General features: G+C 68.2%; 12 protein-coding genes. 3 read left to right on the top strand and 9 right to left on the bottom strand.

Annotated features, from left to right (window positions below):
- Positions 1-122: 122 nt before the first annotated feature.
- The 8 genes from EG854_RS01780 to rdgB all read right to left on the bottom strand — a co-directional run bounded on the left by EG854_RS01780 (position 123) and on the right by rdgB (position 9,153).
- The gene (locus EG854_RS01780) at positions 123-1,859 is read right to left on the bottom strand and encodes an AmpG family muropeptide MFS transporter (protein ID WP_123286022.1); all 1,737 of its coding nucleotides are present in this window, start codon (positions 1,857-1,859) and stop codon (positions 123-125) included.
- Between the two features lie 36 nt (positions 1,860-1,895).
- Complete coding sequence (locus EG854_RS01775; protein WP_123286021.1) at positions 1,896-3,407, bottom strand: response regulator; 1,512 nt, start codon at positions 3,405-3,407, stop codon at positions 1,896-1,898.
- 35 nt (positions 3,408-3,442) lie between these two features.
- A complete protein-coding gene (locus tag EG854_RS01770) occupies positions 3,443-5,023 on the bottom strand; it encodes a YifB family Mg chelatase-like AAA ATPase (protein WP_123286020.1) in 1,581 nt (526 codons plus the stop codon).
- 68 nt (positions 5,024-5,091) lie between these two features.
- Positions 5,092-6,039, bottom strand: coding sequence for a glutathione synthase (gene gshB, locus EG854_RS01765; protein WP_123286019.1), 948 nt, complete (start codon positions 6,037-6,039; stop codon positions 5,092-5,094).
- A 15-nt stretch (positions 6,040-6,054) separates the two neighbouring features.
- Positions 6,055-6,486, bottom strand: coding sequence for a YraN family protein (locus tag EG854_RS01760; RefSeq protein WP_123286018.1), 432 nt, complete (start codon positions 6,484-6,486; stop codon positions 6,055-6,057).
- Positions 6,483-7,364, bottom strand: coding sequence for a 16S rRNA (cytidine(1402)-2'-O)-methyltransferase (gene rsmI / locus EG854_RS01755; protein WP_123286017.1), 882 nt, complete (start codon positions 7,362-7,364; stop codon positions 6,483-6,485). Before rsmI ends, EG854_RS01760 begins: the two co-directional genes overlap by 4 nt.
- 42 nt (positions 7,365-7,406) lie before the next feature.
- Complete coding sequence (gene hemW, locus EG854_RS01750) at positions 7,407-8,558, bottom strand: radical SAM family heme chaperone HemW (protein ID WP_123286016.1); 1,152 nt, start codon at positions 8,556-8,558, stop codon at positions 7,407-7,409.
- The gene (gene rdgB / locus EG854_RS01745) at positions 8,551-9,153 is read right to left on the bottom strand and encodes an RdgB/HAM1 family non-canonical purine NTP pyrophosphatase (RefSeq protein WP_123286015.1); all 603 of its coding nucleotides are present in this window, start codon (positions 9,151-9,153) and stop codon (positions 8,551-8,553) included. The genes hemW and rdgB overlap by 8 nt, the downstream gene beginning before the upstream one ends.
- A 466-nt stretch (positions 9,154-9,619) precedes the next feature.
- On the opposite strand from rdgB, the gene EG854_RS01740 reads away from it, so the two are divergent.
- The 3 genes from EG854_RS01740 to EG854_RS01730 all read left to right on the top strand — a co-directional run bounded on the left by EG854_RS01740 (position 9,620) and on the right by EG854_RS01730 (position 11,005).
- Positions 9,620-10,216, top strand: coding sequence for a DUF2975 domain-containing protein (locus tag EG854_RS01740; RefSeq protein ID WP_123286014.1), 597 nt, complete (start codon positions 9,620-9,622; stop codon positions 10,214-10,216).
- A gap of 23 nt (positions 10,217-10,239) precedes the next feature.
- Positions 10,240-10,488, top strand: a complete 249-nt coding sequence (locus EG854_RS01735; RefSeq protein ID WP_123286013.1) for a helix-turn-helix domain-containing protein — start codon at positions 10,240-10,242, stop codon at positions 10,486-10,488.
- A gap of 154 nt (positions 10,489-10,642) precedes the next feature.
- Entirely contained in the window at positions 10,643-11,005 is a 363-nt protein-coding gene (locus EG854_RS01730; RefSeq protein ID WP_241153085.1) for a Smr/MutS family protein, read from the top strand.
- A gap of 76 nt (positions 11,006-11,081) precedes the next feature.
- On the opposite strand, the gene EG854_RS01725 is transcribed toward EG854_RS01730, so the two are convergent.
- Entirely contained in the window at positions 11,082-11,564 is a 483-nt protein-coding gene (locus EG854_RS01725; protein ID WP_123286011.1) for an Hsp20 family protein, read from the bottom strand.
- Between the last annotated feature and the right edge of the window lie 252 nt (positions 11,565-11,816).

The raw sequence follows: 11,816 nt of genomic DNA, 5'->3' as shown, positions 1-11,816 counted from the left end.
GACGGCGTCAGACGGGCATTCTTGTGTACGTTCATCCGGGGAACTCTTCGGTTGAGGTTGGTGCTTCGCAACCCCAGCTTCTCAGCCCACCCCCGGGTGAACAACCTTCATAGCTTCGACAGCTAGGGTGTCTGTTCCTGCTCGCGAGCCGCGTAGTCGGCCTCAACCCGGGGCTGACGCGCGGCCACATAGAAGGCCAGAAGGACAGCAAACACGCCGATGACTGTCGAATAGAGGAAGAAGGTGACATAGCCTGCGCCCAAGCCTGCGGGTGTCACCCCGCTCTTGACCGCGCCCTCGACGAGGGTTCCCGGCGGAACATTGGCGAACAGCCCCTTCAGTCCGGATAGCGGCCCTCCGGCGTCGGCCGCCCGTGCGGACGCCTCGACGATCTTGCCGGACTGTGATGCGATGATCTTGCCCGGCAGAGCGTAAAGCGAGCTGAACAGGGCATACTGCGTGGCCGTAAAGCCGATCGACGTGAGGCTCGACATATAGGCGATCAGCGCCGTGCCAGCGAAACCAGATGCGACATTGTCGACCCCGATGGCAATGAACAGGGCCCCCAGATCGTGGCCTTGGGCTGCCAGCCACGCAAACACGAGGTTGGAAACGGGGCTCATGAAGGCCCCGATGACCATGGTGCGGATCAGGCCGAACCGGGCCACGGCCCAGCCGCCGGCGAACACGCCTGCCGACAGGGCGATCACCCCGAACAGTTTCCGAACCTCGCCGATCTCGATCAGGCTGAACCCCAGATCGATGTAGAAGGGGTTCATGATGTTCAGGACGAAGTCGGCGAGCCGGTAGAGGCAGATCAGCGCCAGAATGGGTCCGGCCAGCTTGCCGAAGCGGACAAAGAAATCCATGAGCGGCGCGCCGAATGAGCCCGCCAGATAGGCCCCGGGGCGGGTCTTGAAACGCGGGATGGGCCAGCAGGCGACGGCCAGCAGTCCGAAGCCGCCGATCACATAGCCCAGCTGATTCAGCACCCCGACCAGGCCGCCCTGCTCGACCGTGGCCGTGATTGCGGCCCGGGCCCCCTCGCTGAGGACAAGCCCGCCGCCCCACAGCAGGGCGTCCGGCTTGTCCGTCAGGCCGGTGCCGATCACGAAAGCGGCGAAGATGATCAGGCCGAGCCGCACGACCCACTCGATCTTTTCGAACACCGGGCGCGAGGGGATGTCCTCGACCGGGATTGGTCGGATAATGTGCTTCTTCTCGCGGGGGGCCATCATGACGCCCAGCACCCCGAAGGTCATCAGCCCCGCCATGACGGCATAGGACAGGTTCCAGTTGTAGTATTGGGCCAGCGCCAGGGGGATGAAGCCCGCAGCGATCTGCGCGACGCGCCAGCCCAGTTGATAGGCCGCTGCCATCGCCCCCTGACGCGTGTCGTCCGCAGCCTCAATCCGCCACGCATCGATGGCGATGTCCTGCGTCGCACCGAAGAAGCCAACCGCCACCGCGAAAAATGCGATCCCGGCCAGTTGTGTCTGAGGTGTGAGCGTCGACATGGCCCAGAGCCCGACGATGATCATGGCCTGCGTCAGCAGCATCCACGACCGCCGGTGGCCCAGCCACTTCGTCAGGATCGGCACATTGGTCCGATCCAGCAGCGGGGCCCAGACGAACTTCAGCGCATAGGTCAGGGTGGCAAGGGCGAAAAAGCCGATCACCTCCAGCGACACGCCGTCATCCCTCAGCCAGGCTGACAGGGTGTCGAAGATCAGCAGATTGGGCAGGCCCGAGGCAAAGCCCAGCAGCAGCATGGTGAAGGTGCGCCGCTCGCCATAGACCGCCAGGCCGCCAAACCGGCGCGCATCGGGTTCGGGGCGGGATGCAGCGGTCTCGGTCATGCGGTGCGTCCTTCTTCGGGACGGCGACAACCGTCCCTATGCGGAGGCGACCTTGGCGCGCTCCGGCGGGTTCGTCCAGCGGGTCAGGGCGGCGGTGAGGGCCTCGACGCCCAGAGGCTTGGTCAGATGGTCGTCCATCCCGGCCTCCAGACAGGCGCGGCGGTCGTCAGCAAAGGCATTGGCGGTCAGGGCCAGCACCGGGGTGGTATCCCCTCGCGCGCGTAGGGCCCGGGTCGCGGTCAGGCCATCCATGCCGGGCATGCGCATATCCATCAGCACCAGATCGAACCGCGCCCGCTGCAGCGCGCCCAGCGCCTCCTCGCCGCCCGCAGCGGTCTCGACCACACAGCCCTGACGCTTCAGCAGGGTCGTGGCCAGAAGGGCACCGACCGGATTGTCCTCGACCAACAGCACCCGCACCCCCGGAAAGGCGGGGCGGCTCAGACGGTCATCCTCGGCCGCGTCGGACACGGGGCCGGGGCGGGTCGCCGAGCCCGTGAGGGCCAGCGCCCGTGCGACCAGCGAGGCCGGGCGCAGCGGCTTGATCAGATAGCCGTCGAAGCCTGCGGCGCGATAGTCGGCAATGCGGTCGCGACGCCCGGGCCGGAGCAGGATCACCGCGTGGCGGCTGGCCGGGCGTTTGGCCAGTTCGGTGTCGGGGGCGCGACCGTCGTCATCCACCAGCACCAGATCGGCGGAGGTCTCGGATACCAGACCGGCCCCGGCGTCGCGCGCCATGGCCCCTGCGGTGGTTGCGGTGAATGGATGGGCGCCGCTGATCGACAGGGTCAGTCCTGAAAGCGGTGCCTTGGCGATGGGGTTCTGGTCCGCCACAGCCCCGAACCGCGCCTCGAAGACAAACCGGGCGCCGCCGCCGGGACGGTCGCCGACCGACAGGCTGCCGCCCATGGCCTCGGCCAGCCGTCGCGCTACCGCCAGCCCCAGCCCGGCCCCGTCGTGACGGGTGGCATCGGTGCTGTCGGCATGGCCGAATTCCTCGAAGATGCGAGCACGCGCCGCCTCGGGCACGCCGGGGCCGGTGTCCTCAACGACGAAGACCAGACCCGCGTCCCCGGAGCTGCTGACCGAGATCGCCACCCCGCCGTCCGGTGTGAATTTCACCGCATTGCCGGCCAGGTTGAACAGGATCTGCCGCAACCGCCCCTCGTCGGCGCGCACTATCGGCACGTCGGCAGCGACGCTCCAGGCGATATCGAGACCCTTGTCGTGGGCCCGCGGGCTGAGCAGTTCGGCCACGCCCCGCACCAGATCATCAATACGCACCGGGGCCAGATCGAACTCCAGACTGCCGGCGTCCAGCCGGGCATAGTCCAGCAGATCATTGACCAGACCCAGCAGGTGATCGGCCGAGGTCCGGGCCGCCTCGAGATAGGCCTTCTGCGCCGGGTCGAGGCCGCTGTCGGACAACAGGCCCAGCATGCCGATGACCCCGTTCAGGGGCGTGCGCATCTCATGGCTCATCAGCCGCAGAAAGCGGACGGCGGGATCCGTCTCAGGCGGATCGGGCGGGGCGGCGGGCGACGTCATGGCGGCAAGCCTAGCGCCGACCTCTTAACGCCCGCTCAAACCGGGCTGTGGGCCACCATCGTCGCCCGGTTGAACTGGGCCTCGGCGTCCATGCGGTTGTGGCGATAGATCAGGGCCTCGGCCACATGGCGGCGCAATATGCCCTCGGCCCCGTCCAGATCGGCTATGGTCCGCGCCAGTCGCAGCGTCCGGGTCCAGCCCCGGGCGGTCAGCCCCCCGGCCTCGCCCGCCCGCATCAGCAGCGCCCGACCGTCAGCATCGGGCCGCGCATGACGGTCCAGCAGGGCGCCGCCCAGATGGGCATTGATCGTGGCGCCGCCCTCCTCGGGGCTAAGGTCGGCCAGGCGCACGGCCTGAACCTCTCGCGCACGCCTAACCCGGGCAGCGGCCTCGGCCGTGCCCTCGACCGGAGCCGGCAGGCTCATGTCGGCGGCGGTCACCGGTGGCACCTCGACGGTCAGGTCGATGCGGTCGAACAGCGGACCGGAAATGCGGTTCTGATAATCCCTCTGGCAGCGCGGGGCCTTGCCGCAGGCCCCCTTGCCCGCCCCGCCCAGCCCGCAGCGGCAGGGATTCATGGCGGCCACCAGCTGGACCCGGGCCGGGTAGCGCACATGGGCATTGGCGCGCGCCACGATCACCTCGCCCGTCTCCAGAGGCTGACGCAGCGAATCCAGCGCCTGTGGCGAATATTCCGGCAGTTCATCGAGGAACAGCACGCCGTTGTGGGCCAGCGACACCTCGCCCGGCTTGGCCCGGTGGCCGCCGCCGGTCAGGGCCGCCATCGAGGCCGAGTGATGCGGCGCCCGGAATGGCCGTTCGCGGGTCAGGCCGCCCCGCTCGATCAGCCCGGCCATCGACCAGACCATGGAGGTTTCCAGCAGCTCCCTCGGCGTCAGGGGCGGCAACAGGCCCGGCAGACGCTGGGCCAGCATCGACTTGCCCGAGCCGGGCGGGCCGATGAACAGCAGATTGTGCCCGCCGGCAGCCGCGATCTCGAGCGCGCGCTTGGCGCCTTCCTGACCGCGCACCTCGTTCAGGTCGGGCACCGGTCCGCTCGACTTCAGCGGCCCGGGGCGCGGCGCGCTCAACACCTGACTGCCCTTGAAATGATTGATCAGGCCGATCAGCGAGCGGGGTGCCAGCACCGCCACCTCGGGCCCGGCCCAGGCGGCTTCGGGACCATTGGCTTCGGCACAGATCAGGCCCAGCCCCATGCCGTTGGCGGCCACCGCCGCGGGCAGGGCCCCGCTGACCGGCACAATCCGCCCGTCGAGGCTGAGCTCGCCCAGCGCGGCCCAGCCCTCCAGCGTATCCGGCGCGATCACCCCCATGGCGGCCAGAAGCGCCAGGGCGATCGGCAGGTCGAAGTGGCTGCCTTCCTTGGGCAGGTCGGCGGGCGCCAGATTGGCGATGATGCGCCGCGACGGCAGGGCTAGGCCGATCCCGGAAAAGGCACCGCGCACCCGCTCGCGGCTTTCGGCCACCGCCTTGTCGGGCAGGCCGACCAAGGTGAAGCTGGCCTGTGTGCCCTCGCCCCCCAGAATCTGCACCTCGGCATCGACGCGACGGGCATCCACCCCGTCGAACGCAACCGTCACCACCCGCGCCACCATGGCCGTCCCTCCGCTCCCGCAGAATGGAACAAATCACGAACGAACGCTGGTTGTCAAATGAGCGGGTTTCAACCCGCCGCGCGCTTCGCCTCAATCACCTGCCACATGCGCTCCGTCGCATCGATGCCGGTAAAGCGTTTCAGCTGCTGGGCCCCGGTCGGCGAGGTGACATTGATCTCGGTCATCCAGTCGCCGATCACATCGATGCCGACAAAGATCAGACCGCGTTCTTTCAGCGTCGGGCCGATGGCGGCGCAGATTTCCTTATCGCGCGCGGTCAGTTCCACAGGCTGAGCCGTGCCGCCGACGCGCAGGTTCGACCGCACCTGATCCTTCAAAGGCACGCGGTTGATCGCTCCCACCGCCTCGCCATCGACGATCAGGATCCGCTTGTCCCCGGCCGAGACGGCGGGCAGGAATTTCTGGATGACCAGCGGATCGCGCGAGCCCATGGCGTGGATCTCGACCAGGGCCGCCAGATTGGGGTCGCCGGCCTTCAACTTGACCACGCCCGAGCCGGCGGCCCCGTGCAGCGGCTTCAACACCACATCGCCGTGGCGGGCGTGAAAGTCCGCCAGCATGTCGGCATCGGCCGAGATCATGGTCGGGGGGGTCAGCCCCTGGAACTGCGCGACCAGCAGCTTTTCTGGCGCCGAGCGCACCTCGGCCGGGTCATTGACCACCAGGGTGTGCGGATGGATCATCTCCAGCAGATAGGTGGACGTGACATAGGCCATGTCGAACGGCGGGTCCTGCCGCATCAGGACGACGTTGACGTCTGACCCCAGATCCAGCTTCACCCAGTCGCCGAAGTCGGCGTGGTCGCCGGCCTTGTCGCGCACCGTGACCGGCCGGGCCCGGCAGAACAGCCGTCCATCCTCCAGCGCCAGGGTGCGGAAATCGTAGACCCACAGCCGATGGCCACGCGCCTGTCCGGTCAGGGCCATCAGAAAGGTGGTGTCGGAGGCGATATCGACCGCTTCCATCGGGTCCATCTGGATGGCGACCTTGAGCATGGCGGACCTTTCGGATCAGAGACGATAGCGGCTGTCGAGGTCGGTCTCGGCGGCCAGACCCCGGATATGGCGCGGCAGGCGGCCGGGCGCCAGTGCGATCAGGTCCAGCCGGAGTGTCAGGCCTTTGAGGCCGGGCCGCGCCTTGCGAACCGCGCCCGCCGCCCGCACCAGCCGTCCGTGCTGGACTGGGCCCAGCGCCTCGATGGCCGCCGCCCGCGTCGCGCGTCGCTTGACCTCGACCGCGGCCAGCACAGATCCGCGCCGGGCCAGGATGTCCAGCTCACCATGGCGGGTCTTCAGCCGGAACCCGAGGATCTGATAGCCCTTGAGCATCAACCAGACCGCCGCCGTCCATTCCGCCGCGTGGCCCTCATGATGGGCCAGACGTCCCTTGCGCGTGCGCCCTTCGCGACGGTCGGGCGCGGTCGGGGTCACTGGCTTCTTCACTGGCCCGACAGCTCCAGCGCCCGGCGATAGACCTGCTTTCTCGGCAGGCCGAGGCTGGCCGCTACCCGGGCCGCGGCTTCCGACACCGAGCGGTCAGCCAGTTCCGCCGTCAGGGCCTGATCCAGCGTCGCCTCATCCGGCGCGACCTCCTTGGCCGGGCCGATCACCACCACCATCTCGCCCTTCGGTGACTGGCAACGCGGATCGGCCGCCAGCTGGTCCAGCGGGCCGCGCACCCAGGTCTCGTGCAGCTTGGTCAGTTCGCGGGCGACCACCGCCTCGCGCGGGCCCAGCACCTCGGCCATGTCCGAGAGCGACGTCGCCAGTCGCGGGCCGCTTTCGAACACCACCACCGTCTGGCCGGGCGCCTTCAGACCTTCCAGCGCCGTCCGCCGCGCGCCTGACTTGGCCGGCAAAAACCCGGCAAACAGCACCCGGTCGCTGGGCAACCCCGCCCCGGTCAGGGCCGCCAGAAGGCTGGATGGGCCCGGCAGGGGAAACACCGGCAGCCCCGCCTCGATCACCGCCTTGACCACGGCATAGCCCGGATCGCTGACCAGCGGCGTACCCGCGTCCGACACCAGCGCCACCACCTGCCCGGCCGCCAGCCGCTCCAGCACGCCGGGAATGGCCCGGACGGCGGCATGATCGTCGCAGCGCTCCAGCTTGACCCTGAGCCCATAGGCCGTCAGCAGGCGCGCGCTGACCCGTGTATCCTCGGCCAGCACCAGATCGGCGGCGGCCAGAACATCGAGTGCCCTGAGCGTCATGTCGCGCAGATTGCCGATCGGCGTCGCCACCACATAAAGGCCGGGGTCGACCCGGCGCGGCGGCGGGGCGGTTCCGGACCACAGGCGGGAGGGATCGGGGTCAGTCATCGACAGACCGTGCCAGCACCCGGCGCCCCCCTCAAGCACAGATCAGGTCAGCAGGGCCTTCAACACCCCGTCCAGCACCGGACGGCCGCGCGCCGTTGCCGCCACCCGCCCGTCCGAGAGGGTCAGAAAATCGTCCGCGATCAGGTCGGCCAGTCGACCCCCGTCTGGGCTCATCTGCAGCTCAGCCAGCACGGCCAGCGGCACACCCTCGACTGTGCGCAGGCCCAGCAGCACCTTTTCCTCGGCCGCCTCGACCGGCGACAGGGCGCTCTGCTCGGCCCATGGCATGCCCGCTCCGACCCCGGCGACATAGTCCGCGACCGCCCGGTGGGCGACGGTTGCCGTACGCACGCCGTCCAGCGTGAGCCGTCCGTGCGCCCCCGGTCCGATGCCCAGATAGTCGCCGCCCCGCCAGACGTGCAGATTGTGGACCGACCGGGCCGACACGCCGCGCGCATGGTTCGACACCTCATAGGCCTCGAACCCGGCCTGCCCGAGCACCGACTGTGTCGCCTCATAGAGGTCGGCCGCCAGATCGTCGTCGGGCGGGGTCCAGACGCCCCGCGCCACCGCCCGGCCAAAGGCGGTCCCGGACTCTATGGTCAGCTGGTAGGGCGAAATATGCTCGAACCCGCTCTCCAGCGCCCAGACCAGTTCGCCGGTCCAGTCGCTGACGGTCTGGCCGGGCCGGGCATAGATCAGGTCGATGGACAGGCGGTCGAAATGGCGGGCGGCCAGTGCCACGGCCCGGCGGGCCTCGGCCCCCGAGTGATTGCGGCCGAGGAATTTCAGCGCCGCATCGTCCAGTGACTGCACCCCCAGCGATAGCCGGGTGACGCCCGCTGCGGCCAGCCCCGCAAACCGCTGTGCCTCTGCATCGGTGGGATTGGCCTCCAGCGTCACTTCGAGGTCGTTGCTCGCCGGAAACAGGGCCCGGGCCCGGTCCACCACCGCTGCCACAGCCTCGGGGGCCATCAGCGAGGGTGTGCCGCCGCCGAAAAAGATCGACACCAGCCGACGCGGTCCGACAAGGGCGGCCTGTGCTTCCAGATCGTCGAGCAGGGCGGCGACCAGCCCCGCCATCTCGCCCTCGCGCCCCCGGGCCCGCACCACGTTGAAATCGCAATAGGGACAGATGCGCGCGCAATACGGCCAGTGGACATAGAGGGCCGGACCGTCGGGCGTGTCAGTCAATCAGGGCGTCTTTCAGCAGGTCAAAGGCCCGGGCACGGTGGCTGATCCCGTCCTTGAAGGCGGGCTCCATCTCGCCGAAGGTCTGGTCGTGGCCTTGGGGCACGAAGATCGGATCATAGCCAAAGCCCCGGTCGCCGCGCGGCGGGAAGGTCAGGGTCCCGTCGACCAGGCCCTCGACCACCACGGCTGGCCCCTGCGGCCAGGCCACCGCGAGGGCGGAGGTGAACCAGGCCGCCCGGTCGTCCGAGCCGATCTCCTCAAGCCTTTGCTCGACCTTGGCCATGGCGTGGGAGAAATCCTTCTCCGGACCGGCCCAGCGCGCCGAAAAAATGCCCGGTGCCCCGTCCAGCGCCCGCACTGAGAGACCCGAGTCATCCGCCAGCGCCACAAGGCCCGAGGCCTCGGCCGCATGGCGGGCTTTCAGCAGCGCATTGCCGCAAAAGGTCGTCTCGGTTTCGTCCGGTTCGGGCAGATTTTGATCACTCATTGTGACGACGTCGTAATTTCCATCCAGCAGGGCCGCGATCTCGACCGCCTTGCCCGGATTGTGGGTCGCGACCAGCAACCGCATCCCCTTGATTAATTTGAGATTCATGAGGTGACACTTTTAAACGGGCAGGATTGCCAAAGTTTAACATCGTTAAACGATATGTAACGTGATTTTTTGCCGCGGCAGGCCTATCTATTATTTCAAGGACGCGGGGTTGCAGCGTTCTTGTCAAAGGCTCATAGCGCAACCACATTGCTGATCTGAACAAAAACACGCAAAACCAGCCCTCTCAGGGGCAAGATGGAGAACTACAATGAACACCATGCCTGTCACCATGCTGATGGACCGTATCGGTCACGTCGTGCTGAACGTCGCCCTGCTGGCCGCCATGCCGACCGCCCTGGTCGCCATTCTGGTCCAGTCCTTCTGATCCGGCCCGCCTTGAAGTCCCCGACTTTGACGCTGCAGACAAACACCGCGATTGTAAAATCCGCGCGGGCCTGAACGGCCGGATACCCGCGCGGCGATCGCCCCTGATCGTCCCTTGTCGATCCGGCCGGCGAGATCCCCGATGCGCCCACCTTCGCTTCGCTTCGCCTCCCGCCTCGGCACCCGGCTGGGACAGGGCCTGCCCGGTTTTCGGGCCCTCGGCCCCGGCTCCGTGTCCAGCCTGCTCAAGACAGCCCTCGATATCACCTATGGGCTACTCATCTTCCTCACATTACTGACCTGCCTGGTCTTTGCCGTGGTCGCCATCATTCCGATGGACCAGGTCGGCCTGACCGTCACCTCTGACACCGGCGGCACCCGTATTCCCCTGCCGCGCGCCCATGCCTTGTTCGGGATCGGCGCCTTCGTCGGCTATTTCGGCGGTTTCGCCCTGATCCTGCGCCATCTGCGGCGCATCTTTCGTACCCTGACGCTGGGCGACCCCTTCCATCCCGACAATGTCAGCCGCCTGAAGCAGGTCGGCTATATCCTCGCCATCGTCACCGGCGGCGTCTGGCTGGGCCAGCTGCTGGTGTCGCGCCTCGTGCGGGGCGTGATGGACCCGCCCAGCCTGTTCAATCTGGTGACCCCGGCCTTTTCCGTGCTCGTCGTGTTCGTCCTCGCAGAGGTCTTCCGTGAAGGCGCCCGGCTGAGGCGCGAATCCGAACTGACGATCTGATCCGCATCGACTAGAGTTTCCCCATGGCCATCCGCGTCCAACTTGATCGACTGCTGCAGGAGCGGCGCATGTCCCTGACGGAGCTCAGCGACCGCGTCGGTGTGACCGTGGCCAATCTGTCCATCCTCAAGACCGGAAAGGCGCGCGCCGTCCGGTTCTCGACGCTGGACGCCCTGTGCCGCGAACTGGGCTGCCAGCCCGGCGATCTGCTGTCCCGCGATCCGGGCCCGGCCGGGGTGGGGGACGAACCGGTCGATGACCCGCAAATCTGATCGCCCAACTGAAGATGGCGAACGACTGTGGCAGCGCGTGGCCTCAACCGTCACGCCGCTGGCCCCGCGCCGCATGCCGGTCCCCCCGCCCATAGCCGTCCAGACCGCCCCCACGAATCGGCCCCGGCCAGCCTCCGGAGGGGCTCCAGCCCCCTTGCCATCGCCCGCGCCCCGGCCCCAGTCGGCACCGTCCGATCTGGACCCTCGCCGCCACCGCCGCGTGTCGCGCGAGCGAGAGCCGATCGAGGCGCGTCTGGACCTGCACGGCCATGGCCGCTTCCAGGCCGAGGACGTACTGACCGGCTTTTTGTTGCGCGCGCACCAGCGCGGCCTGCGCGTGGTGCTGGTCATCACCGGACACGGCCGCCGGGCCGGCGGCGGCGAGGGCGTCATTCGCGCCTCCCTGCCCGAATGGCTGCGCAGCCATGCCCTGCGCGGCGTCGTGGCCGCCTACGCCCCGGCGCACCGGCGTCACGGCGGCGAGGGGGCCTGGTACATCACGCTCAAACGTAGCTGACGCAAGAAAAGCGGCCCGGAAGCGAAAGCCTCCGGGCCGCAGGTCGATTGGGGATTCTACAGGAAGACCGCCGGGGTTATGCGGCCTTCTTCTCGATCTTCGGCTGGGCCTTCGGTTCGGCCTTGCCCTCAATCGTCGGGGAACCGGTGACGATCTCGATCCGGCGGGGCTTCAGCGCCTCGGGCAGCTCGCGCTTCAGATCGACGGTCAGCAGGCCGTTCACCAGCCGGGCCTCGGTCACCACCACATAGTCGGCCAGCTGGAAGCGGCGCTCAAAGTCACGCTCGGCCAGGCCGCGATGCAGATAGGTCCGGTCCTCGCCGGTAGTCGCCTTCTTGCCCGTGACGGTCAGGAGGTTTTCCTTGACCTCCATCGTCAGCTCTTCCGGGGCAAAGCCCGCCACGGCCAGTTCGATCCGGTAGGCGTTCTCGCCCGTCGTCTCGATATTATAGGGGGGCCACCCCGCTTCGCTGGTGCGCGCGGCGCTTTCCAGCATGCCGGCCAGACGGTCAAAGCCGACGGCGGAACGGTAGAGGGGGGTCAGGTCATAGGTACGCATATCATCCTCCTGGGATCAGCAAGGTTGAACCGCCCGGCGATTTGCCCGGACGGCGGGGTTATGGGCGACACGACCCGCTCTGCGGCGCCGCTCGTCCCGGGAGCCCGACATCGGCGCTCCCGGTCAGGGATTTGGGGTGACACAGGGCGACGTCAAGAGGGCCCACGCCGCCGACTGCATTTTTGGCGCGACGATTTGTCTCCCCCGGAAAAGCTATCCGGCTTGCCCTCCGGGCGCAGCCGCTTAAGGCTG

Origin of the sequence: Brevundimonas halotolerans (genome assembly GCF_003730275.1) — a bacterium.
Lineage (GTDB): Bacteria > Pseudomonadota > Alphaproteobacteria > Caulobacterales > Caulobacteraceae > Brevundimonas > Brevundimonas halotolerans.
This window is presented reverse-complemented; position numbering and strand designations above follow the sequence as displayed.

Bases quoted from the DNA above. Each gene is read 5' to 3' on its own strand.
- rdgB (WP_123286015.1), bottom strand. From the start codon at position 9,153: ATGAATCTCAAATTAATCAAGGGGATGCGGTTGCTGGTCGCGACCCAC.
- EG854_RS01775 (WP_123286021.1), bottom strand. From the start codon at position 3,407: ATGACGTCGCCCGCCGCCCCGCCCGATCCGCCTGAGACGGATCCCGCC.
- EG854_RS01780 (WP_123286022.1), bottom strand. From the start codon at position 1,859: ATGACCGAGACCGCTGCATCCCGCCCCGAACCCGATGCGCGCCGGTTT.
- EG854_RS01740 (WP_123286014.1), top strand. From the start codon at position 9,620: ATGCGCCCACCTTCGCTTCGCTTCGCCTCCCGCCTCGGCACCCGGCTG.
- rsmI (WP_123286017.1), bottom strand. From the start codon at position 7,364: ATGACTGACCCCGATCCCTCCCGCCTGTGGTCCGGAACCGCCCCGCCG.
- EG854_RS01735 (WP_123286013.1), top strand. From the start codon at position 10,240: ATGGCCATCCGCGTCCAACTTGATCGACTGCTGCAGGAGCGGCGCATG.
- EG854_RS01725 (WP_123286011.1), bottom strand. From the start codon at position 11,564: ATGCGTACCTATGACCTGACCCCCCTCTACCGTTCCGCCGTCGGCTTT.
- gshB (WP_123286019.1), bottom strand. From the start codon at position 6,039: ATGCTCAAGGTCGCCATCCAGATGGACCCGATGGAAGCGGTCGATATC.
- EG854_RS01770 (WP_123286020.1), bottom strand. From the start codon at position 5,023: ATGGTGGCGCGGGTGGTGACGGTTGCGTTCGACGGGGTGGATGCCCGT.